We start from the raw sequence: 22,914 nt of genomic DNA on the forward strand, positions 1-22,914 counted from the left end.
TGGCTATTCAATGAAATTAACTCCAGTCTGATTCAGGCAAAAAAAGCATGTGCTCTCTCAAAGACAACCCATGCTTATAAGGAAGGTTTTAAGACTTAAAATAATTCAATGGCAATTTCAAATAAGACATCCCATTGGCTTCTGGCTCAGGAAACTGCCCTGCTTTCATATTGATCTGAATCGCCGGTAGAATCAGTTTAGGCATACTCAGTCCTGAATCCCGCTGGTTGCGCATCTGAGCAAATTCAGCTTTACTGATTCCCTGATGAATATGGATATTCTGTTTTTTCTGCGTCTGGATATCAGTTTCACACACATAGGATTCACGTTTTTCAGGCAAATAGTCATGACATAAAAAGACCCGGGTATCTTCTGGCAACTGAAACAGGTTTTGTACCGAATCATAAAGCTGTTCTGCGCTGCCTCGCGGAAAGTCACAACGTGCTGTACCATAATCTGGCATAAACAGGGTATCACCCACAAAAACCGCATCCCCAATCACATAACTCAGACAAGCGGGAGTATGTCCCGGTGTAGGAATGTTATAGGCCTTCAATGTTCCGATTTGGAACGACTCATGATCTTCAAATAAATAATCAAAGAGCTGCTGAGCATTCCATTGTTTAATATCCAGATGATAAATCGCGCCAAAAGTTTCCTGTACCACGGAAATCTTCTGGCTCATGGCAATTTTGCCACCTAGTTTTTCTTTGAGATATTGCGCAGCTGTTAGATGATCAGCATGGACATGGGTTTCGAGAATCCACTCGACCGTTAAATCCTGCTCTTTAACATACGCAATAATCTTATCGGCATGAATAGTTGAGGTACTTGCCGATGCCGGATCGTAATCCAGAACGCTATCAATAATGGCGCAGGCATTGGTCGCAGGATCACGTACAACATAACTGAAGGTATTGGTATCTTCGTGAAAAAAATCTTTTACTATAGGTAAGTTTGACATCGTTAAGCTCCTGACCATTTACGGTGAATCCATACACCCACCAGCATTGCTACAACAAAATAGAGCACTTGATAGTGACCCAAACCGATCAAGGTGAAACTTGGTGCCGGACAGATGCCCGCAATGCCCCAACCTGCACCAAATAAAACCGCACCCGTGATCAGCTTCTTATCTATCTGATTATTTTTAGGCAAATCAATAGGTTCATTAAATACTGTTTTCGGTTGAGCCTTACGTACTGCTTTCTGGAAAGGAATAAAGGCCACCGCAATCGCGCCCATCATCACAAAGGCCAGACTGGCATCCCAATCACCAAACAGATCCAGGAAATCGAGTACTTTTTCCGGATTGGACATGCCCGATACCATCAAACCCACAGAGAACAGTGCACCAAATAAAAAGGCAAACACATTTTTCATTTTAGAATGCTCCTGTGATATGACGGATAATATAAACAGCGACAAAACCTGCAAACATAAAAGTCATGGTCGCGATGATAGAACGTTTAGACAGGCGACTGATGCCACAAATTCCATGACCACTGGTACAGCCCGAACCCAGACGTGTCCCAAAGCCCACCAGCAGACCTGCCACAATCATCATCAATGGGCTGGCATTCAATTCGATTTCAGGTTGTACAAACAGACCATAAATAAACGGTGTGAGGATCAAGCCTGATAAAAACCAGATTGCAGGTGTTTTAAACATGGTTTTTGAGTTTATGACTTGCCCAATCAAACCACTGATTCCTGCAATACGGCCATTGACGTACAGATAGCCGACCACGGAAAGCCCGAGCATCAAGCCGCCAATAAATGCGATGAGGAAGTCATGCATGATGAATTAATCCCTATACAATATACTTTTTTATATTATATAATAAAAAATATTAATCAAGCAGTTTTATGGTAAATTATGTAAACTGCACGGGCTACATCAAAAGTTGTGAGGACATTTATGGATATGATTGCTGCAAATGCCAAAATTGATTTTTCACAGGTCGATTTCGTCAGCCAATGCCTAAAAGTTTTAGCCAATCCTGATCGTCTGAAAATCTTATGTATCTTAGTCGACGGGGAAATGAATGTTCAGGAAATTGAAGAATCTACCGATATTCATCAACCTACACTTTCACAACAGCTGACTGTACTGCGTAAGGCCGACATGGTTGGCACCCGACGTGAGGGCAAACAGATTTTCTATCGTCTGAGTGATCCCAAGGTCTTGAGCCTGATGCAAAAGCTGTACGAGCTGTATTGCGCCTAGCCCTCCTCTTAGTGCAGCCAAAAAGAAATGATCAGAAGCAGTCCGCTAAAAGCAGTAAACAGATTTAGCCATACGGGATACTGGGTGTAATAACCTTCAATAAATTCCGGCGGTCGCAGTGATGTCAAACCCCGTCGATATTGCAGGATTGAGGCGAAATTCACCAATATACCAAATACAATCACCGCAATTCCCAGCCATTGTGAATAAGCTATTTTCTGTGCATAAGTGTCTGGGTCCACCAGTTGCACTAGCAGATTGGATTTTTCAATCACAAAACCAAAAGCAATTAATGCCAAACCACTCCGGTTCCACGCCAGAGCGGTTCGTTCCAAAGCAAGCAGTACCCGTGGATCATCCAAATTTGACATTTCTTATCTGCTCTTCATGCTTAACCTATCCACCAATGTAAATCTGTCTCCCTATCATGTATAGATGTTTTAAGTAAAAATTACTTTTCTATCATGCAGTTAAAATATTATTGTTCAAAAATTTCCTTGACATCCATCGCCAGGCCTTGAGTAGATTTAAATTCACCCTGATTGTTTTTCCAGGCCATCGACGGTGTGGAGAAAAAGCCGTATTTCCCCATCAAGGCCTGATTGGCATCAATCTTTGCAGCAATTTCGGCAGGAATCTTTTCCATTTTCTTGAGCTGCTTTTTGCCTTTATTCTTGTTCATATCGTTAAAAACTGCCGCTGGATTTTTCGACATCAACAATGTTGCCACCTGGCCACGGCTTTCTTCACGGATCACACCGACCTGAATATGACGCAGCTGTACCTTGCCTGATTCGACCCAAGGCCGAGCCGCCTGCCAGAATTTATAGCAATATGGGCAATTTGGATCGGAAAAGACATAGACCACCCGTGGTGCATCCGGCTTACCATCCTGGATCCAGGTCGATTTTTCCAGGGTTTTCCAGACATCGTCCAATACCGCTTTTTTCATATGTTTTTCAATCTGCTCATTGGACAGGCTTTTCCCTTGCGCATCAAACAGTTCGCCCTTGATATAGTATTTATTATCATTGGAGATAAATACCGTATTGGAATACTGGTCTTCATGCCCTACCCAGCCGGTCATTCCTTGCGGTGCCGGAATCTGTTTTACAAACACAAAACCCTGTTTTTCAATATGCTGTTTAATATTTGCCTGTGTGTGCATGCTCATGATCAGGAACATGCCTGCACCAAGCACCTGGTAAATTTTGTTCATACTAAGTCCTTCCGTTTTTTAAGGTTGATCTGAAATTCTGTTTAAATATTGCTGCAACATGGCCGGACTGAGTTCTCCCATATGCCGCTCGACCAGCTGGCCTTGAGCATTAAAAAACAGCGTCGTTGGCAGGCCAAAACTATTCAGCTGCTGGGGTAGTTCACCATATGGGTCCAGCAGGACATGTTTAAATTGAAACTGATGTTTTTTTAAATAGGCATTTACAGTTTCAACCTCCTCCCCCTGATTGAGCATGACAAAATTCACTTGAGGGTACTGCTCGGCTGCTTTGGCTAACACCGGCATTTCGCGATGACACGGCGGACACCAGCTCGCCCACAAATTAATTACCGAGGGCTGGCCAATGAATTGGCTGAGTGGAATCTTGTCTGTACCCAGATGCCCCTGTTCTAGCCCAGCAAAGGCTAGATCAGGAAACGCTGCTTCAGTTTTTAGACTGGATTTAAATGCGAGCCCAAGCCCGATCCAAAGTATAAAGATGATCAATAAGATGGCTTTGAATCGGATCTGCAACTGTCTGTTTCGGATGACATACCACAAAGCACCAAGCAGCACCCCTCCCCATAAATGGAAACCTTTGTCCTGAATTTTCAGTATGTCGATGGGTGCTGCAAAATACAGCTCGGCATTGAGTAGAACGAAAACAAGACGTGCACCCAGCATCCCTAGCAAAAAACTGCTCCAGAGCAAATCCTGACTTTGCCCAAGCAGCTGTTTAGACCATGAATAGTTTCTGGCTAATCCAAACAGGATGGCAGATAACAGCATCAAGCCAGTGGCAATAATTATGAGTGCCCAAGGCAACATCAAAGGTCCCAGATGCAGCGCATCACTGGAAATCATCATGGTTGTTCCCCTTGCAGTTGCTGCAATGTGTCTAGTAAATGTGCCGCACTAAAGCTTCCGGTCAAACGCAAATCCCGCTGCTCCTGATGCGCTGCATTTAAAAATATAAAGGTGGGTGGACCGAGGATTTGCCATGCTTTTAGCAGCTCATCCTGACTTGGATGATAGTGGGTCAGGTCTAATTTGATACGAACCACATTTTGTAAAGCCGTCTGGACATCACTACGTGGAATCACTTCCTTTTCAATCGGTTGACAGGCCACACACCAGTCCGCATACACATCAATCACCACCGGCTGTGTAGGATGTTTGGCTAAAACCTGTTGCAATTGTGCGGCTGTACTGATTCTCTGCCATTCAAGCCCTGATTCTACATGGGCCACCTGTACCTGACTCCAAACATGATAGAGCTGCATGCCTCCTGCATAGACCAGTAAACCACTGAGCAGCATCAGGACTATTTTCGATACAGACCGATGCACATGAGGCAGCATCTTGAACAAGAAGTAGCCTGAACAGGTGATCAGTACTACACCCAAAAGGCTCAGGTATAAAATGCCGGGCAATAGTGGACGGGCGAAATACAAGGCCAGCGCCAGCATGACAAAGCCAAAACTAAACTTCAGGCGATCCATCCAGATGCCAGGTTTGGGTAAAAGATGAGACCCAAATACGGCAGCAATAAATAGCGGCAAGCCCAGCCCAAGGCCTAAGACGAACAGATAACTAGCTCCCAGCATCGGTTGATTGACCTGAGACACATAGATTAAGGCACCGGCCAACGGCGCACTCATACATGGCCCGACAATCAGTGCAGCGATCATGCCCATAAGACCGGCACCAATCAGCGTGCCACCCTTCTGCTTTTGCTGCCATTGATCCAGACGCTGTAACATGCCTTGAGGTAAGGACAGCTGAAATGCTCCAAACAGATTAAATGCGAACAAAACAAACAAAATGCTGAAAATACTGATGAATACCGGACTTTGAAACCAGCGCTGAAAACTGTAACCGAGCTGTGCCACAGCAAGTCCCATGACCGCATAGACCAGTGCCATACCCAAAACGAAAACCAGCGCAATCAGTGCCGCACGGTAGCCCCGGTGCTGCTGAACCAGAATTCCTGTTAAAATTGGAATTAAAGGTAAAGAACAGGGTAAAAATGCCAGTAGAATGCCAAGCCCGAGAAAAATCAGGGCATTAATTAACAGACCTTGTTCCGACAGCAAACTTAAAAAATACTGGTCATTGTTCCACTGGTTATTCATGCCTGCTGACGAAGTTTGATTTTTAGGGTCTGCAATGAGCTGGTCGTTTTTCTCTGTTAATTCCACCTCAGGCTGCACCACAGGTTCAGAAACTGCAGCGACTTGCATTTCCTCTACCTTTTCTTCGGTCAGTGCTTTATCTGTACTTGGAGTTTGCTCTATAGCTTGGAGCTCATCTTTCTGAGCTGTCAGAATTTTTTCGTTTGCTTCTGGCTGTGTAGTGCTGACCAGCAGCTTTTGAGGCTTGCTTAAGTTTTGCGCTGGAAATAAACCATCTGCATCAGTTGTTACGGTGGTGCGTTGTACCGGATAACATAAACCACTTTCTGCACAGCCTTGCCACTGCACCACAAACTGCTGGTTGGGCTGAACCTTCATATTGGTTTTGACTTGCCCATAATGCACCTGGGTCAAACCGAAATTGGGGTCGTCTTTGTCTTCGGGTTTGGGCAGTGCCAACTTGACTGGGGTCTGCTGATAAGACACTTTAAGCTGGTCATGATACAGATAATAACCCTCTGCGATTTTCCAGCTAAGCTCTGCCTGATCCTGACTTGTAGAAACCACCTGAAACTGAAAAGCCTGATCCGGTGGTAAAAAGTCTGCATGTGCAGTTCCCGTCATGATTCCACCGCCAATCACGGCACCCAATATCCACTTCAACATCCAGCCGATCTCCTCCTGTTAGGACTGCATTATTGAAAAACTAAAATTAAGGCAACATTAACAGCCCAAATCATTTATAAAATAATGGCAGTTTGATCAGGATGTTCTATGTTTATTGTATTGGTTGAGGATGATCCCTATATCGCACAGAGCATTTGTGCTGCTCTGAACTATTTAAATATTTCAGTGGAGCATGTCAGTCACGCACGTGCTGCGGATTATTTTATCCGGCATAGTGCAGTCGACTTGTGTTTACTGGATTTAGGCCTGCCGGATCAGGATGGCCTGGACTTGCTGCACAGCTGGCGACGCGACCAGATTGATCTCCCGGTACTGGTATTGACGGCGCGACTGCGGACCGATCAGTGTGTTCAGGCCCTGAATGCCGGTGCCGATGACTATCTGACCAAACCCTTTGAACTGGAGGAGCTGATTGCCCGGATTCATGCCCTCACCCGTCGCCACCGCGGCTTTGCCTCGAATACCCTGCAATTTGATGAACTGGTTCTGAACCGGGATACCCAGACTGTGATCTATCAAGACCAGACCGTGAATTTATCTCGCCGTGAATTCAGCCTGCTGGAAACCCTGATGAGCCACCCCAACCAGATCCTGAAAAATGAACAGCTTATTGACAAGCTCTATGGTTTTCAGGACTCTATAGAGAGCAATGCCCTGAATGTACACATTTATCACCTGAGACAAAAACTGCATCCAGATTTAATTCAGACCATTCGTGGTGTGGGATATATTTTCAAACCGTTTGAGCAGCGTCATGTTTAGTCACAGCTTGAAATGGCGTTTGGTCATGAGTCTTTTGGCCGTGTTTATTGTGCTGTGGAGTGCAGTATTTTCATGGCTGTATATTGACCTGAAACAGCGTTTACAAGACACACTGGATCAACGCTTATCGGCATCTGCACAAATGGTTGCCCGGCTGATTCAGCAGTTACCGCTGGATAGTCTAGGGGATGCAACCTTATCCAAATTAGCCAAGAATGATGATGCAAACCAGTTAATTGCCTGTGAAGTTTCTCTTTTTAGCTCTGACATCTCGTTAGGTAATCAGGTGATTGCCAAAACACGCGGTGCCCCCCAAAATTTAAGCCAGCGACCAGAAGGATTCAGCACCTGGCAGCAGGGTGATACGGAATGGCGCAGTTATGTTCTGCGTCGTGGCGATATTCAGGTGGTGGCAGCAGAACGTATGTTCTTGAGGGATACCTTACTACAGCAGATTCTGCAGTCCGTACTGATTCCCTTGGTCTTCTCACTGCTGATCTGTATTGCCCTGATCATCTTTATTATCCGCAGACAGTTCCGGTCTTTGGATCAGCTCAGTCAATACCTGAACCAGAAAAACCTTAGCTATTCAGAGGTGGCAGATTTTTTAATGCAGCTCAAGCCTGCAAGTATTCCCCAAGAAGTACAGCCTTTTGTCAACAATTCCACGCAGTTGATTCAAAAACTCAATGACAGTCTGCAACAGGAGAAAGCCTTTAGTGCCTATGCTGCACATGAATTACGCAGTCCCCTGACTGCAATTAAAACCCATGTACAACTGGCCCAGCTGATCGGTCAGCAGCAGCACCTGCCTGAATCCATTCAGCATAATTTGCAGCAGGCCAATGAGAGTATCCGGCGTTATACGCTGTTACTCGAGCAGCTTTTATTGCTGACCCAATCAGAAAACAGTATCCAGGCAATGCCTGAGGCCATCTGGCTTCGCCCCATACTTGAGAAAGTTCTTGCAGACTTAGGTACACGCTATCCAGAAATGAACAAAAAAATACAAGTAAACTGGGACAACTTGGGCGAAATTCAGCTGCCTGAATTTGTGCTGTATACCGTACTGAAAAATCTGCTTGAAAATGCCCTGCTGCATGCACAGGCTGCCCATATCTGGATTTCCATGCAGTCTGGTTGCCTAGTGATTGAAGATGATGGACAGCAACTGACAGCACAGGATATCCAACATTTAGGACAACGCTTCTGGCGCAAATCTGCTCAGCAGCACGGCCATGGTTTAGGACTGGCATTGACCGCTAACCTGTTAAAACAGTATGGCTATCAGCTCTCTTTCAATGCCCGACAGCCCTATGGGCTTCGCATTGAAATCAATTCAATACAATCGAAAACCCTAGAGATTTTTTGAAATAAAAATTCTTACTTTTCAACATCCAATAAAGATATCACCAATTCAAATCACTTCCTTTGTTTATACAAATAACTTTTTCTTCAACAAAAACCTTCTCTGTATTCTCAAGTTTATAATCAGGCGATCACAACGCACTTTTAATTTTTAGCATAGAAACAGGTATAAAAATAATAAGACCCCTCTATGAAAACAAAAATGCCAGAGAAAAAAGATCACTTGATGCAACTAGGCCTGTCACCAATTAGCTTAAAAAAATCTAATCTGTCCTCATTATTTTTTCATGACTAAACGCTATGCATTAAGAAATGATCAGTGGGAACAGATTAAGGATCTGTTGCCCGGACGAGCAAGTACTGTTTGAGTAACTGCCAAAGACAACAGGGTATTTGTTGAAGCAGTATTGTATCGGTATCGTTCAAGTATTCCGTAGTGAGATTTACCAGAATGCTTTGGGGATTTTAGAGTCGTGCACACTCGCTTTAGCCCTAAAAATCCAGGATAATCACCACCCCATAGTTCTGATTAATTTTTTAAAAATTTCCTTTCGATGGCCGGGCTTGCGCTAAACTCAAAGCATCTTATCGCACCGTAATGCACTGTTATGGAATTCAAGGCCTGGTATAAGCTTCGCAGATTTATTTATGACAATTTGCATAATGAAGAACACGAAAGCATCTTAAGTCGCGTCATCAATATATTTCTGATTATATTGATTATTGGGAATACTGCTGCCGTTTTACTTGAATCAATCAATGACCTCTATCAATCCTATCAGCTGCTGTTTGATGCCTTTGAATTATTCTCGATCTTTATTTTTACCCTGGAATATTTATTAAGATTTTGGGCCATTGCGGAAAAAGACCCCTTTGAAGGTGCATGGAAAAACCGATGGTTATGGATCCGTAGTGGCGGTGCCATCATTGACCTGTTGGCGATTCTCCCGGCCTATATTAACTTCTTTGTGCATCTCGATTTACGCTTCCTGCGAATCCTTCGATTATTCAGATTACTCAAATTAACCCGTTATTTCGTCTCCCTGCAGATTTTATTGCGGGTGATCAAGCGCGAAAAGGGCTCATTTCAGGCGGTTATTTTTATCCTGCTGATCATGATCATCATCGCGGCGGCTGGAGTATATGTGGTTGAAAATAAGGCTCAACCAGAAGTCTTTAGCTCCATCCCTGCATCCATGTGGTGGGCAGTGGTGACACTGACCACGGTCGGCTATGGCGATGTGACACCAATCACCCCCTTAGGCCGCTTTCTAGGGGCTTTAATTACTATTTTAGGGGTGGGTCTGGCAGCGCTTCCTGCGGGTATTCTGGCAAATGGTCTGGCCAATGAGCTGAGACAGCGCAAGCACAAACTGGAATTAAGATTTCGTGAACTGCTCGATGATGCAGAAATTGACTTAATTGAAGATCAAGAAAAAATTGAAATTTTACGTAAAGAAGTCGGACTGAGCAAAGAACAAATGCAGGATATCCTGTTAGAACTTATTCATGAGCGTAAGAAAGAACAACTCGAGCAGGAAAAAAACAAATATTTCTTCTGTCCACATTGTGGGCATAAGTTACCTGATTAAATTCGAACGTCAATGCAAGCGTATCATCACGAGCGACCATCGGGTATGACGCCCGTTGCAGACAGATACTATTCACTCAATCCACTCGACTGAATCAGGATCAAATCCTCTCAGGCCAAAAATGCAGCGATGTCTTCCGCTACTGCCCGAGCTGTCCGGGAAACCCCGACCAGCGTGGCCGAAGCAGCACCGGTCCATTCTCCATAGCCCACCAGCCATAAATTTGGTACCTGAACAGAGCGGCCATTCTGAACCGCAATGGTCTGGTCCGGCTGGATAATTCCGAGGCTGCTGAGGTGATTCAGCGCCGCCTTAAATCCTGTACACCAGATCACTGCATCCACTTGCGCGGTGCTGCCATCTTCCCAAATCACACCATGTTCTGTAAAAGCTGAAAATGGACGCCTGCTCTGCAAAATGCCTCGCTCACGTGCATCTTTAACTGAATCAATCATGACAATATCACCCAACCCCCCAATGGGCTGCTCAATCTTTCTACCTTCCTGCTGGGCTTTCAGGCGCTCAGTCGCCCTTAAGAACAGGACACGGCCATCGACATCATCTGCCAGAAACTGCGGCGGTGTCTGGGTGATCCAAAGCGTTTCGGCCACCTGAGATACTTCTGCCAAGATTTGTGCACCAGAGTTACCGCCACCCACCACCATGACTTTCTTGGTTTTAAATAACTCAGCATTTTTATAATCTGCGGAATGCAGTTGTACGCCCTGAAAATGCTCACGGCCGGCATACTCGGGAATAAATGGTTGGCTCCATGTCCCTGTAGCGCTTACCACCGCTTTGGCTTTCCAGGATTGTTCCCCGGCATAAACCTCTAAATATGTCCCCTTGTTTTCCACGTGATCCACATGCACCGGACGAACTACAGGAAAGTGATAGCGCTGCTCATAGGCGGTCAAATAATCGATCACCTCATTGCGGGTCGGATAGGTCTGTTCGGTCGCCGGCATCATCCAGCCCGACAGCGAACTCCAGCTATTCGGGGAGAAAAGACGCAAGGACTCCCAGGCATGCTGCCAGGCACCTCCAGGCTGAGGCTGATCATCCAGGATGATAAACGGAATATTCTTGCGCTTTAAGAAATAAGCCGTGGACAAACCGGCCTGTCCACCACCGATGATGATCACATCAACTTCAGCTTGTAATTGAGCCAAAATATTTCCCCCCTTCTTTATTGTCATCAAATAAAAACCCAGCCTGCTTATCAGACTGGGCGTATTTCATAAAATTTTCAAGCGTTTAAATTAGCCTTCCATTGCTCAAGATACTTTTCAGTCTCTCTGATCACCTAGAATTTATAAACTACGCTGATTGACACGTTTAGATAATTCTTCAGCTGATTCCTTACGTTCTGAATAACGATCTGTCAGGTATTTGCTTTGTCCACGAGTCAGTAGGGTGAACTTAAATAACTCTTCCATCACATCCACAATCCGGTCATAGAAAGCCGAAGGTTTCATTCGCCCATCTTCTTCAAACTCCAAAAAAGCTTTTGGAACTGAAGACTGATTTGGAATGGTGATCATCCGCATCCACCGCCCCAAAATACGCATCTGGTTCAGGCTGTTAAATGACTGTGATCCCCCACTGACTTGCATCAAGGCAAGGGTTTTTCCTTGAGTGGCACGAATTGCGCCCCCTGCCAGTGGAATCCAGTCAATCTGGGATTTAAAGATGGAACTCATAGAACCATGTCGTTCCGGTGAACACCACACCATGCCTTCTGACCATGCTAAAAGTTCATGCAACTCTTTTACTTTTGGATGCTCAGTATCCGCATCTTCAGGTAAAGGAAGCCCTTTAGGATGAAAGATTTTTACTTCTGCCCCAAAATATTCAAGGATTCGACCAGCTTCAAGAACTGCAAGGCGACTGTAAGAACGTTCCCGATTAGACCCATAGAGCAGTAAAATCCGAGGAGGATGAGCTAGTTCTTTGGCTTGGACTTTTTCAAAGGTGGGTTGTTCAATAAGATTTGGATCTACGTTAGGCAGGTTCATCATATCAAGCCTCTTTAAAATATTTCTTTCTTAGCCACAGTGAAACACTCACTAAAGCAATTAACACAGGTACTTCAACCAGTGGGCCAATAATCGTGGTAAAAGCAACAGGCGAAGCGATACCAAAAGTTGCAATCGCTACTGCAAGTGATAATTCAAAATTATTCCCCGCTGCGGTAAATGCAATTGCTGTGGTCTTAGGATAGTCATTGCCCATCCATTTACTCATAAAGAAGCTGATGAAGAACATTAAAACGAAGTAAATGGTTAAAGGAATCGCGATGCGTAAAACTTCAAGCGGAAGACTCACGACATCACCGCCTTTTAGGCTAAACATGGCCAGAATGGTGAACAGCAAAGCCATTAAACTCAGCGGACTGATTTTCGGAATGAACTTGGTTTCATACCATTCCACGCCTTTCTGTTTCACCAAAATCCATCGCGTTAAGAAACCTAATAAGAACGGAATACCAAGATAAACCAGAACAGCATGGGTAATGGTCCAGAAGCTAACATTGATCACTTGAGCTTCAATACCAAAATATGGCGGAAGGAAGGTCAGGAATAACCAGGCGTAGGTACTGAAGAATAAAATCTGGAAAATACTGTTAAACGCCACCAATGCTGCAACATATTGGTTATCACCACAGGCCAGACCATTCCACACCAGTACCATGGCGATACATCGAGCTAAACCAATCAGGATCACGCCTGTCATATACTCTGGATAGCTATGCAAAAAAATTACAGCCAACGCAAACATCAGTACCGGAGCAATCAACCAGTTTTGAATTAAAGATAGCGTCAGGGTTTTTTTATCCTTAAACACTTGTGGCAAGGTCGCATAATCCACTTTTGCCAGGGGTGGATACATCATCAGAATCAGACCAATCGCGATTGGAATATTGACTGAATTAATACTGAATTGATCCAGAGCAACCGATGCTTGAGGAAAAAAGTTTCCTATTGCGATGCCTAACGCCATGGCAATAAAAATCCACAGCGTCAGGTTGCGATCTAAAAAGGACATGCGTTTTTCAGACATGTGACTTACTCAACATTCGAAATTTGATTAATCGCTGCAATCAATTGTGAGCGAGAAAGTTCATCTACGTTAAGTTTAAACAAAGTATCCAGGCGACGATTGATATGTTCAACAGTGTTCATAAAGGCTTGCATTTTTTCTTCTTTATCCACCTCTAAATGTGACGGATCAGACAGGCCCCAGTGCGCCTTGATCGCTCCGCCAAGATAAAGAGGACACGCTTCCTGTGCAGCCGCATCACAGACGGTAATCACCACGTCTGGCTGATACTGTTCACAGGCATCAATCGTCTTGCTGGATAAGCCTTTAGTCGACAAGCCCAGATTGTGCAGGGTTTCAAGCGTCAAGGGATGCACCTGACCGGAAGGTTTGCTGCCAGCACTGTAAGCGACCCAGCCTTCTGGCGCACGGCTATTGAACAACACTTCAGATAGAATGCTGCGGCAACTGTTCCCCGTGCATAAAAACAAAAATTTCATGAAAACTTACTCGCAATGGCTCTGAATCGATAGAGCGGAAGAATCAAATAAAACCGGAACGTCACTACGTTTCAGTACGTCCAGAATTTCAAAGCACCAGGCCGGTAATTGCGGATTGAGGCTGTAGTACACCCACTGGCTTTGCCGACGATCGTTGAGCAGACCGCAAGACCGCAACAAGGCCAAATGCCGTGAAATTTTTGGTTGGCTTAACTGCAGTTTATCGGTCAGATCACAGACGCATTGCTCTTTGTTTTGTGCAATTAGCAGGACAATACTGAGACGTGTTTCATCAGATAAACATTTAAAAAACTGAACGTGGTCCATAATTGCTCCCATTTTTTATGCAAATATACACATATCCATATATATGGTAAAGATGACCTGTCAAAAATGATATCCAGATCAGAATATGCCTACCAGAAAGCGCTCGCTTGAACAATTTCCCGCTTTTTCCGATATAGATCATCGTCAATGTGTTTTTCAGATAAAAAAGCTCCAATCAAGTTGAAGCTTTTTCGCATGGGGGGACACTTTATTTTACCCGATTGCCCTGTTCATCCACGATGATTTCACCGTCTTCTTTGGCAAAGGCTTTTAATTGTGGCAAAGGCAGAATATCCAGTACCACTTCCGATGGACGGCATAATCGGGTTCCAAACTCGGTAACCACCAACGGGCGATTGATCAGGATCGGATGTTGCAGCATGGCATCCAGCAGTTTCTCATCGCTCCAGCCGGCATCATCCAGATTCAGCTCGGTGTAGGGATCGACATTTTTACGGAGCACTTCACGAACCGTCAAACCGGCATCCCGAATCATGTTGACCAGCTGATCTTTCGAGGGTGGCGTAAGCAGATATTCGATCACTTCCGGCTCAATTCCCGCATTGCGAATTAAGGCCAGCGTATTGCGTGAGGTGCCACAGACCGGGTTATGATAAATTTGCACTTTTGGCATTTGATCCATGAGCTTTAGCCTTATCAATGAATCATGCCTTTATATATGAATATACGCATATCCGCAATATTAAATATAAGATTCTCTAAGGAAGCTTTTAAAAGGTCTGATGTGTGCTGAAAAAGTAGGACGTAATCATCAGTTAACTTAAGAAGAAAATACAATACAACTGAAACCCTAGAGATTTTTTAAAATAAAAAAAATACAATATGAACAAAAACCAAAGAGATTTCGTAGATTAAAAACCATTATTTTTCATATTATTAAAGATTTTAATGTGTTTTAATTCTGTACATAGCCCTATCAAAACTGCGACTTTTCCAATACAAATCCTGCAGTTTATTCTCAGGTTTTTGATCAAATGGTTATGACCCACAATTTACTTTTATCATGAAGACTGGTTATAAAAATAATTAAAGTCTCATGCTGAAAATATCTAGATTCGCAAGCGAGCGTCATAGTGACCAACGTAAAAAAGTCATACAGGCCGAAATGCTGCAGCCCCAAACATTTATTCAAAATGCATCTGCCCTTACCTTCTCTCTTGAAGGCGTATCAGCATCAGCAATATCTTTCGATACTGCACACCCTGGAAGATGTTATCGAGCATAAAGCCAGCTCTGTACGTAATAAAAAATGCTGTATCATTGCTACCGCAAGCAAATCATGCTGTTCAACCAACGATATGACCTGGAACTAGATCTACCCTGTAAACAGTTGCTCAGCATTGAGTGGGAAGCCATGGAGTTTGACCGGGAATGGCTGCAACGATCCAGCTATACGAGCCTGATTCATCAGAAGATCTGGCGCTACTGAAATACGGCACAGTACTTTGGATCTGCAGCTGCTATTCCTGACACCTTTGTCTCCAAGCTATGGCGATCTGTATGACCACAATGCTCCGCTGAGAAAATCACGCACACTGGTTCTAGACCGCATTACCCAACTCTGGCTGGCACGTTTTCTGGCACAGTCCCCACCGGTGCGCATGAACGCTTTCGACTAACTCAGGGTGATCTTCAAGAAAATGGGTTTTACAGGGCAATATTCCGAGATCTCCAGACTGTTGGATTCGGCAAGCTGTCATTGGGTGCAGCTCCCTGACGTGACACTGGATTCCGCCTTGAGCCGCTGTCTAGAAGATAAAAATCAGACCTGCGGTTTAAGCCTGGCATCCTTTAAAAACTATCTGAATCCACCACTGCTGTCCGGTCCCTTAAGGATTTTTACCGCCGCGAAAAAAGCAGCTGTTTAATCAAACAATACGGTCCGAAACATGCGCATCACCTTATATCACGAGTTAGATTATTAAACCGTGATACATGCTGTGATACAAACATGGGGCAGTTATAGAGATACATACTAGACTGCCAAAAATAAAAAAACCTCCTAAATATTTGAATTTAGGAGGTTTTCTGCTTTATACAACCCTATAGAAATCTGTATAGAAGCTAATCTTGGTAGGTATAAGCAGACTCGAACTGCTGACCTCTACGATGTCAACGTAGCGCTCTAACCAACTGAGCTATACACCTAGAATGCTTGGCATATTATAAATTTTTTCTCATTAAGACAAGCCTTTTCATTTAGTTTTTAGAACATCCGAGCAAGTTTTAAGCAAATCCTTGAATTTTTTCAATTCTTGTTCAGTTATTGGGGTTCCCGAATAAAGATTTTTTTCAAAAACCTGTATAGCTTGAATAAAGGCAGTCTGGTTTTCAATCTGAACCTGTTGAGATAAACGCTGCATCCAGTGATGAAAAGTTTCAGCAGACTGTTTTTTGAGATCGTCAGCTAAAGATTGATTCAGCTGCTGAATAGCGCGATCTAATGGAGATTGAGCCTGTCGGGCTTTCAGATAAATTCTGAAGACATAGGCCAAAATCAGTAGCACAATATTGCCCAGCAAAATTATGACACTCGAATAAACTGAACCGAGTCCTAATTTTGATAACCAGCTCTGTTGTGATTCTGCATTATAACCCACCACCTTACTTTGCCATTGGTAGCTGGCATAATCGCTCCAAACGCGTAGTTTGGTGACCCATAGATTATGCTGCGAGTTCCAGGTCGACTGATTTGCCGATACCCATGCATCCTGAGAAAGCAGATTTTGCATGCCATCATCTATACGCTGTGGAGTGATCATTGCGGTTGGATCAAAGCGTTGCCATTTCTGGTCAATCCAGACTTCTGTCCAGGCGTGCGCATCGAGCTGCCGGACTTCCCAGCTCATGCGATCTGGTGCCAACTCCCCCCCCTGATAGCCGGTGACCACCCGTGCAGGAATCCCGACATAACGCATCAACATCACGAAACTCGAGGCATAGTGTTCACAAAAGCCTTGCCGGGAATTAAACAGGAACTCATCAATCCGGTTTTGTCCTAATTGGCCCGGCTTTAAGGTATAAACAAAATTATTCTGCTGATACCAGTTCAAGACTTTCTGTACATAACGCCGAGGATCTTCCGCACTTTGCGTATAGAGACGTTGTGCTAATTGTTGCGCTCGCGGGTCAAGTCGGCGCTGCACCTGAGTATTCGTTCGCTCGATATATTGCGTTGGCAAAGCCTGAGGGTCATATCCCGTTCCGATCCATTGTAACGAAATCGGTGCAACACGTTGCGTGAGCCGTCTCGGCACAATGCTCCAATCCTGACGGTTATAATAACGGCGTTCCACAGGTATCGATTTTTCCAACCCCATGATCCAGAACACCGAAGGATCCGCAGCCAGATATTGGTAGTTCCAGCCTGTAGGTACGGGTGAAGTATCCATCGGTTGTCGCATTAAAGGCTGCTGATTGACGAAACTGCTGGTCCAGCGTTGCCCATCATATTCATCTAGCACCAAGGCTCGCCAATAGAGTTCTGAGCGTGGCGGAAGCTTGCTGATATCACCAATAATCCGGAAAGCAAGGGCACTGGATTGGGATAATTCAGCAATATCCCCAGGTGACATACTATCGCCAATGCCGGTCACACCCTTATTTTCAGGAATGGGAATATGCCAAAGTGGTGGCAAGCGCGGAAAGAAAATAAACAGCAAGATAAAAAATGGAACAGCGTACAAGATAAACTTGCCCACATGTTTGGCATCCTGTTGCAATGCTGCGCGCTGAGTGATCTGCTCCTGCTCAAAATCGCTAGTCTGAATCCGGTACAAACCAATCAGACAGCTGATTAAACACAGCACGATCACAATCGCCATCCCAAAAGATTGGCTATATAGGAATGAGCTGGCAGCAACAAACAGGGCAAAATTAAACAGAATAATCAGGTCACGTTTATTTTTACTTTCCAGTGATTTAGCAAATAAAAAAGTAGATAAAACTGCTACCCCAGCCTCAACACCAATAAAACTATGATGGCTCAAATAAATACTGCCGAGTGCCAAAGCCGTCAGTAGAAAAGTGCCCGTTTTGGGAAATGGCTGCTGACGTTTCAGGAAAATCCAGATACATACAATACTAATCGCAAAAATAATACTGAGTAGAACCGGAATAAATGCCATCTGGGCGATGAGAATCAGGCCCAAAGTCAGCACAATCGAGGTACGGATTTTTGCATTGATCATGAATTTACCCGCCTTAGGCCTGCGCCAACAATTGTTTGGCTTTCCGCAGTTGTTCTTCACCTGCGCCCTGAGGCAATTCGGCCTGTGGCAAATACAGACTATACGCACATTGCTGCTGCTCGCACTGCTCGACCAGACCCATCACAAATTCAAGTTTTTCTTCATGTGACTGGCTCGGCATATGTGCATAATGAATCTCGATACTGTGCTCATCCTGATATTGCTCAAAGACTTTGACATACAAGCCTTGCCCACGCGCAAACTGCTTCCAGGACACCGCCTGCAAGGAATCACCTGACTGGTAATTGCGTAATTCACGGAACTCATCCATATCCGGTTCAAAACGGTTAAAGTGATATTTATTTTCTGTGCTAAAAACTTCAGCTTTAGGCGCGACCCAGGCCGAATGCTGATGATAAAGATAGGTCCAGGCTCGAACTAACCCAAAGGGATAAACCGAATAAATCTGAATCACCGGATAATCAAACTTGCCACGTTGCTCTGCATAAAATGGCAGAATAAATTGCTGTTTTTGTGCATTCAGATAAACTTTCGCTAGCTGATTCCCTGCTTTGATATACAAATAGCGGGGGCGAAGCTGCTGCTGTTGAAAATAAAGATGCAGATTCACGCTATGACCGACCTGCCCCACATCATCTGCGATCAATTCAATTTTCAGGTCATGCAATTGCTTAAAAGTCAGATAAAAACTGATACACAGCACCGCACTGATTAAAAAGCAGAAACCTAAAATCAGGTTATTGGCATAGTTCACCCCGGCCACAAAGGTGATGAAGATCAACACCAGATACAGATAGCCCTGCTGATAAATAAATACCAAGACATCTTTCTGCGAGAGCTGTTTCTGCTGTGAGAATTGAAAGCGCTTGGCCAGCCATTTTTGCCAGGTTTTATCCAAGAGAGGACTCCTTTAGCTGACCGCAACCTGTTGCATGACATTAGAGGTTTCAGCTTCACTCAAACCCAGACGATGGGAGGTCACCGCGACAAATACAGCCTGCACATCATCCGGCGTGACAAAAGCGCGTTGCTGAATCAGGGCATGCGCCTGTGCGGCACGCTTCAAGGCCAGTAAACCACGAGTAGAAAGTCCATGACGGCTTTTACGAGTTTCTTCTGCCAGATCGAGCAGATATTCCTGAATCGCTTCACTAATAAACACCTGATGCGCCAGACTTTGTAGATCCAGAATTTCATCTTCAGTAAAAATATGCGCCAGACTCGCAATCAGGGCAAAACGGGATTCCTGTTGTAATAACAGTTTTTCTGCATGGCGCGATGGATAACCCAAAGACAAACGCATCAGGAAACGATCCAGTTGGGATTCCGGCAAAGCATAAGTACCACTTTGAAACAGCGGGTTTTGTGTGGCAATCACCCAAAAAGGTTTGGGTAAGGCATAACGCACCCCATCAATGGTGGCATAGCCCTCTTCCATGGCTTCAAGTAAGGCGCTCTGGGTTTTGGGACTACAACGGTTGATTTCATCTGCCAGTAAAATCTGGGTAAAAATTGGGCCTTGTTTAAACTCGAACTGATGTTCTTTCTGGTTAAACATATTAATGCCGATGACATCACTGGCCAGCATGTCATTGGTAAATTGGATGCGCTGGAACTTCAATCCTGCTAGATGTGCCAGACTGCTGGCTAATGTGGTTTTACCCAACCCGGGTAAATCCTCAAATAAGACATGTCCGCCTGCAATCAGACAACAAAGTGCCAGTTTGGTCTGGGCCTGTTTGTCCAACACAATGGCATTAACTTCTTCAAAAAAACGCTGGATCTTGGGTGCACAACTTGCAATCTTTTGTTCAAGCCCTGTATTGATGTGTGCAATGTCGTTATTTTCCTTTTGTTTCATGCCCCAGATCACAATAAATTCCTTAATAAAACATGGCCTAAGATTAACATACACTGAAATTTAAATTTTCCCAAAAGATCAATCATCTGTCTGTGTAACAGGATAAAAATATTCGCTAGAAAATGACGAGGATTTAAAGAAAAGACGAGTCAAAATGATCAGGTGAAAACATAGGGAATATAGAAAAATAAACAAATAGACGACATATACTCATTTATCTATTTGAAAAAAATCATACTTAAAAGGTATACAGACTTAAGTGATTTCCTGGATTTTTATAAAATTTTTCTCAGCTAGCTCAATCAATGACATCAGATTTAACCGGATCGTCTATTTCCCTAGCAGTTTTAAACAAGAAAAAAGCGCCCAGAAAGGCGCTTGCTGTTACTTAACGATTAACACGGACACTTCTTCATATCACCGCCCGCAGATGGATAACGGGAATCCACACAGTGACGATAAAATGTTTTCGGGTCCATCGCTTCCAGATCCGGATGATGCTTGCGCATATGCTCCACATAGGTTTGATAATCAGGCACACCGACCATCAAACGGAAACTTTGCTGCAAACGTTGCCACAAGGTCGCAATCCGCGACCAGTTTTTCGGATTCAGGATTAAATCCTTTTGTGACATCACGGTCATTTTGATGATTTTATAAATCATCGTTTTCCCGCTTTTGGCAAACTTCAGATTCATAATATTCCCCTTAATGACCTTTCGCTGGCTGAATCTCTTCAGGATCGCGATAAATCGCTTCTGCTTCATGCACCGATGGCTCAGGATTTGCCAATGCACGGCGAATCACGCGAATTGCAGCAAACAACATGACAAAGGCTACAATCATAAAGAAGGCACAGAGCGCAGCATTAATCTGGTTTGACATCGCTACCGTCTGCATTTCTGCCACAGTTTTCGCTGGTGCCAGGATTTCATTATTGGCAATTGCAGTGTTGAAACGGTCAGCTTGTGCAAGGAAACCAATCTTCGGATTTTCGTGGAAAATCTTCTGCCAGCCCGCAGTCATGGAAGTGATGAACAGGAACACTGTCGGGATAATTGTCACCCAGACATATTTCTGTTTTTTCATCTTGAATAGAATGACGGTACCGAGAATGAGCGCCATCGCAGCCAGAATCTGGTTACCAATACCGAAGAGTGGCCATAAACTGTTAATCCCACCAAGTGGATCGACTACGCCCTGATAGACGAAGAATCCCCAGCCTGCAACTGCAACCGCAGTGCCCAACAAGTTTCCGAAGAAGTTATGCGACTGTTTCACCGCAGGAATCACGATACCCACGGTATCCTGAACCATAAAGCGACAGGCACGGGTACCAGCATCTACAGCAGTCAGGATAAACAACGCTTCAAACAGAATCGCAAAGTGATACCAGAATGCCATCATTTCACGACTGTTGAAAATTTCAGTGATGATATGTGCCATACCAATTGCAAAGGTAGGCGCACCACCAGTACGTGACAAAATCGAGTTTTCACCGACTTCTTGTGCCAGTAAGGTCAAGGCTTCAGGGGTTACCACAAAACCAAGGGTTCGTACTGCTTCTGCTGCACTTTCGGCTGTAGTACCGAGTAATGCGGCTGGTGAGTTAATGGCAAAGTAAATTCCTGGATCCAGAATTGCAGCACAGATCAAGGCCATGATCGCCACAAAAGATTCCATCAACATACCGCCGTAACCGATCATGCGGATATCGCGTTCATTGTTGACCAGTTTCGGTGTCGTTCCTGAAGACACCAAAGCATGGAAACCGGAAATCGCACCACAGGCAATGGTAATAAACAGGAATGGGAACATAGAACCTGCGAATACAGGACCAGTACCATCAACGAATTTGGTAATTGCTGGCAGTTTCATTTCAGGCATGGCAAACAGGATACCCACGGCCAGACCTGCAATCACGCCAATTTTCAGGAAGGTTGACAGGTAATCACGTGGGGCAAGCAATAGCCAGACTGGCAATACCGACGCAATGAAGCCATAAATGATCAGCGCCCAAGTCAGTTCAGTGCCAGAAAGTGTAAAGAATGGCCCCCAATATGGATGTTGTGCGATGTTTTCACCGTAGATAATGCCCAGCATCATCAATACAAAACCAATAATCGAGACTTCAGCAATTTTACCCGGGCGGATAAAACGCATGTAGATGCCCATAAAGATCGCAATCGGAATGGTGGCTGCAATACTGAATACACCCCATGGACTGTTAGTCAGTGCTTTAACAACGACTAGCGCCAATACTGCCAGAATGATGATCATCACGCCCAAGGCACCGAGCATCACGATAATACCGGCAAAGGTTCCGAGTTCCTGCTTGGCCATCTCACCGAGTGATCGACCGTCACGACGGGTGGAAATAAACAGTACCAGAAAATCCTGGACTGCACCGGCAAGCACCACACCGACTAACAGCCAGATCGTACCGGGTAAATAGCCCATTTGTGCTGCCAAGATCGGACCGACTAAAGGACCTGCACCGGCAATCGCTGCAAAGTGATGGCCAAACAGAACGCTTTTGTTGGTCGGCACATAGTCCAGACCATCGGCCAGACGATGCGCAGGCGTTAAACGGCGTTCATTCAGCTCAAATACTTTGGTGGCGATAAACAAACTGTAGAAACGGTAAGCAATGCTATAGACACAGGCGGCGGCAAGTACCAGCCAGACTGCATTGACATGCTCACCCCGACTCAGTGCTAGAACTCCAAAAGAGACTGCACCCACAATGGCTACCAAAAGCCAAATCATTTTCGAAGTCAGCGTCGACTTCTTTTGTAAAGTTTCCATTCAATCCCTCATATTGTGATGCATACAAATCAGCGTGATTGTTGTTGTTCGAGGTACTGCTGTTTTCCCTTGCGACTTTACGCCTGTTCTTTTGCTTTTCCTCTAAGACTTTGGCATAAAAAAAGGGATGATTTAAATCATCCCTCTCGAT

Annotated in this window: 25 protein-coding genes, 1 tRNA gene and 1 pseudogene; 8 read left to right on the plus strand and 19 right to left on the minus strand. The window is 44.6% G+C overall.

The window, feature by feature from the left end; all coding sequences use genetic code 11:
- Positions 1–88: 88 nt before the first annotated feature.
- The 3 genes from NI469_RS02235 to NI469_RS02245 are packed head-to-tail and all read right to left on the minus strand — an operon-like array spanning position 89 to position 1,801.
- Positions 89–964 (minus strand): MBL fold metallo-hydrolase, encoded by an 876-nt coding sequence (locus tag NI469_RS02235; protein WP_004280146.1) that lies wholly within the window; start codon positions 962–964, stop codon positions 89–91.
- Positions 965–966: 2 nt separating this feature from the next.
- On the minus strand, positions 967–1,383 hold the full coding sequence (locus tag NI469_RS02240; RefSeq protein ID WP_086044894.1) for a DUF6691 family protein: 417 nt from the start codon (positions 1,381–1,383) through the stop codon (positions 967–969).
- A gap of 1 nt (position 1,384) precedes the next feature.
- Entirely contained in the window at positions 1,385–1,801 is a 417-nt protein-coding gene (locus tag NI469_RS02245) for a YeeE/YedE family protein (protein ID WP_004730018.1), read from the minus strand.
- 120 nt (positions 1,802–1,921) lie between these two features.
- Here NI469_RS02245 and NI469_RS02250 point away from each other — a divergent pair, with 120 nt between their 5' ends.
- Positions 1,922–2,230 carry an ArsR/SmtB family transcription factor gene (locus tag NI469_RS02250; protein WP_253174340.1) on the plus strand — a complete coding sequence of 103 codons (309 nt, stop codon included), beginning with the start codon at positions 1,922–1,924 and terminating at the stop codon, positions 2,228–2,230.
- Positions 2,231–2,238: 8 nt separating this feature from the next.
- On the opposite strand, the gene NI469_RS02255 is transcribed toward NI469_RS02250, so the two are convergent.
- The 4 genes from NI469_RS02255 to dsbD all read right to left on the minus strand — a co-directional run bounded on the left by NI469_RS02255 (position 2,239) and on the right by dsbD (position 6,250).
- On the minus strand, positions 2,239–2,601 hold the full coding sequence (locus tag NI469_RS02255; RefSeq protein ID WP_253174341.1) for a YidH family protein: 363 nt from the start codon (positions 2,599–2,601) through the stop codon (positions 2,239–2,241).
- A 107-nt stretch (positions 2,602–2,708) separates the two neighbouring features.
- Entirely contained in the window at positions 2,709–3,449 is a 741-nt protein-coding gene (gene dsbG / locus NI469_RS02260) for a thiol:disulfide interchange protein DsbG (protein WP_253174342.1), read from the minus strand.
- Between the two features lie 18 nt (positions 3,450–3,467).
- On the minus strand, positions 3,468–4,316 hold the full coding sequence (locus NI469_RS02265) for a TlpA disulfide reductase family protein (RefSeq protein WP_253174343.1): 849 nt from the start codon (positions 4,314–4,316) through the stop codon (positions 3,468–3,470).
- Positions 4,313–6,250, minus strand: a complete 1,938-nt coding sequence (gene dsbD, locus NI469_RS02270; RefSeq protein ID WP_253174344.1) for a protein-disulfide reductase DsbD — start codon at positions 6,248–6,250, stop codon at positions 4,313–4,315. The genes NI469_RS02265 and dsbD overlap by 4 nt, the downstream gene beginning before the upstream one ends.
- Positions 6,251–6,358: 108 nt before the next feature.
- On the opposite strand from dsbD, the gene NI469_RS02275 reads away from it, so the two are divergent.
- The 4 genes and pseudogenes from NI469_RS02275 (at position 6,359) to NI469_RS02290 (ending at position 9,993) form a co-directional block, all read left to right on the plus strand.
- Positions 6,359–7,033 carry a response regulator gene (locus tag NI469_RS02275; protein WP_184104100.1) on the plus strand — a complete coding sequence of 225 codons (675 nt, stop codon included), beginning with the start codon at positions 6,359–6,361 and terminating at the stop codon, positions 7,031–7,033.
- Entirely contained in the window at positions 7,026–8,405 is a 1,380-nt protein-coding gene (locus tag NI469_RS02280) for a sensor histidine kinase (RefSeq protein ID WP_253174345.1), read from the plus strand. The genes NI469_RS02275 and NI469_RS02280 overlap by 8 nt, the downstream gene beginning before the upstream one ends.
- Positions 8,406–8,688: 283 nt before the next feature.
- Positions 8,689–8,835, plus strand: a pseudogene (locus tag NI469_RS15960) (IS5/IS1182 family transposase); the annotation flags it as partial.
- A gap of 174 nt (positions 8,836–9,009) precedes the next feature.
- Positions 9,010–9,993: a potassium channel family protein gene (locus NI469_RS02290; protein WP_004280160.1), complete on the plus strand. Its 984-nt coding sequence runs from the start codon at positions 9,010–9,012 to the stop codon at positions 9,991–9,993.
- A gap of 110 nt (positions 9,994–10,103) precedes the next feature.
- Here the strand turns inward: NI469_RS02290 and NI469_RS02295 are convergent, their stop codons facing one another.
- From NI469_RS02295 to arsC, 6 genes are all read right to left on the minus strand, one after another.
- The gene (locus tag NI469_RS02295; protein ID WP_253174346.1) at positions 10,104–11,165 is read right to left on the minus strand and encodes an ArsO family NAD(P)H-dependent flavin-containing monooxygenase; all 1,062 of its coding nucleotides are present in this window, start codon (positions 11,163–11,165) and stop codon (positions 10,104–10,106) included.
- Positions 11,166–11,306: 141 nt separating this feature from the next.
- Positions 11,307–12,011, minus strand: coding sequence for an arsenical resistance protein ArsH (arsH, locus tag NI469_RS02300; protein WP_253174361.1), 705 nt, complete (start codon positions 12,009–12,011; stop codon positions 11,307–11,309).
- Between the two features lie 4 nt (positions 12,012–12,015).
- Complete coding sequence (gene arsB / locus NI469_RS02305; protein WP_253174347.1) at positions 12,016–13,056, minus strand: ACR3 family arsenite efflux transporter; 1,041 nt, start codon at positions 13,054–13,056, stop codon at positions 12,016–12,018.
- A gap of 5 nt (positions 13,057–13,061) precedes the next feature.
- Positions 13,062–13,535, minus strand: coding sequence for an arsenate reductase ArsC (locus tag NI469_RS02310; protein WP_074382687.1), 474 nt, complete (start codon positions 13,533–13,535; stop codon positions 13,062–13,064).
- 6 nt (positions 13,536–13,541) lie between these two features.
- Entirely contained in the window at positions 13,542–13,862 is a 321-nt protein-coding gene (locus NI469_RS02315; protein WP_253174348.1) for a metalloregulator ArsR/SmtB family transcription factor, read from the minus strand.
- A 208-nt stretch (positions 13,863–14,070) separates the two neighbouring features.
- Entirely contained in the window at positions 14,071–14,505 is a 435-nt protein-coding gene (gene arsC / locus NI469_RS02320; protein ID WP_253174349.1) for an arsenate reductase (glutaredoxin), read from the minus strand.
- Positions 14,506–15,132: 627 nt separating this feature from the next.
- Between arsC and NI469_RS02325 the strand changes: the two genes are divergently transcribed.
- The 3 genes from NI469_RS02325 (at position 15,133) to NI469_RS02335 (ending at position 15,751) form a co-directional block, all read left to right on the plus strand.
- The gene (locus NI469_RS02325) at positions 15,133–15,312 is read left to right on the plus strand and encodes a hypothetical protein (RefSeq protein WP_253174350.1); all 180 of its coding nucleotides are present in this window, start codon (positions 15,133–15,135) and stop codon (positions 15,310–15,312) included.
- A gap of 16 nt (positions 15,313–15,328) precedes the next feature.
- Entirely contained in the window at positions 15,329–15,502 is a 174-nt protein-coding gene (locus tag NI469_RS02330; RefSeq protein WP_253174351.1) for a hypothetical protein, read from the plus strand.
- An 84-nt stretch (positions 15,503–15,586) separates the two neighbouring features.
- The gene (locus NI469_RS02335) at positions 15,587–15,751 is read left to right on the plus strand and encodes a hypothetical protein (protein WP_253174352.1); all 165 of its coding nucleotides are present in this window, start codon (positions 15,587–15,589) and stop codon (positions 15,749–15,751) included.
- Positions 15,752–15,954: 203 nt separating this feature from the next.
- Here the strand turns inward: NI469_RS02335 and NI469_RS02340 are convergent.
- The 6 genes from NI469_RS02340 to NI469_RS02365 form a co-directional block, all read right to left on the minus strand.
- Positions 15,955–16,031: transfer RNA gene (locus NI469_RS02340), tRNA-Val, on the minus strand.
- A gap of 47 nt (positions 16,032–16,078) precedes the next feature.
- The gene (locus tag NI469_RS02345) at positions 16,079–18,073 is read right to left on the minus strand and encodes a transglutaminase TgpA family protein (RefSeq protein WP_253174353.1); all 1,995 of its coding nucleotides are present in this window, start codon (positions 18,071–18,073) and stop codon (positions 16,079–16,081) included.
- Between the two features lie 13 nt (positions 18,074–18,086).
- A complete protein-coding gene (locus NI469_RS02350) occupies positions 18,087–18,992 on the minus strand; it encodes a DUF58 domain-containing protein (RefSeq protein ID WP_184412589.1) in 906 nt (301 codons plus the stop codon).
- Between the two features lie 12 nt (positions 18,993–19,004).
- Positions 19,005–19,967: an AAA family ATPase gene (locus tag NI469_RS02355; protein ID WP_420909157.1), complete on the minus strand. Its 963-nt coding sequence runs from the start codon at positions 19,965–19,967 to the stop codon at positions 19,005–19,007.
- 383 nt (positions 19,968–20,350) lie between these two features.
- Complete coding sequence (locus tag NI469_RS02360; protein ID WP_171054308.1) at positions 20,351–20,656, minus strand: YbdD/YjiX family protein; 306 nt, start codon at positions 20,654–20,656, stop codon at positions 20,351–20,353.
- A gap of 7 nt (positions 20,657–20,663) precedes the next feature.
- The gene (locus NI469_RS02365) at positions 20,664–22,763 is read right to left on the minus strand and encodes a carbon starvation CstA family protein (RefSeq protein WP_004730055.1); all 2,100 of its coding nucleotides are present in this window, start codon (positions 22,761–22,763) and stop codon (positions 20,664–20,666) included.
- Positions 22,764–22,914 lie beyond the last annotated feature (151 nt).

The organism is Acinetobacter lwoffii (genome assembly GCF_024129735.1).
Taxonomy (GTDB): domain Bacteria; phylum Pseudomonadota; class Gammaproteobacteria; order Pseudomonadales; family Moraxellaceae; genus Acinetobacter; species Acinetobacter lwoffii_H.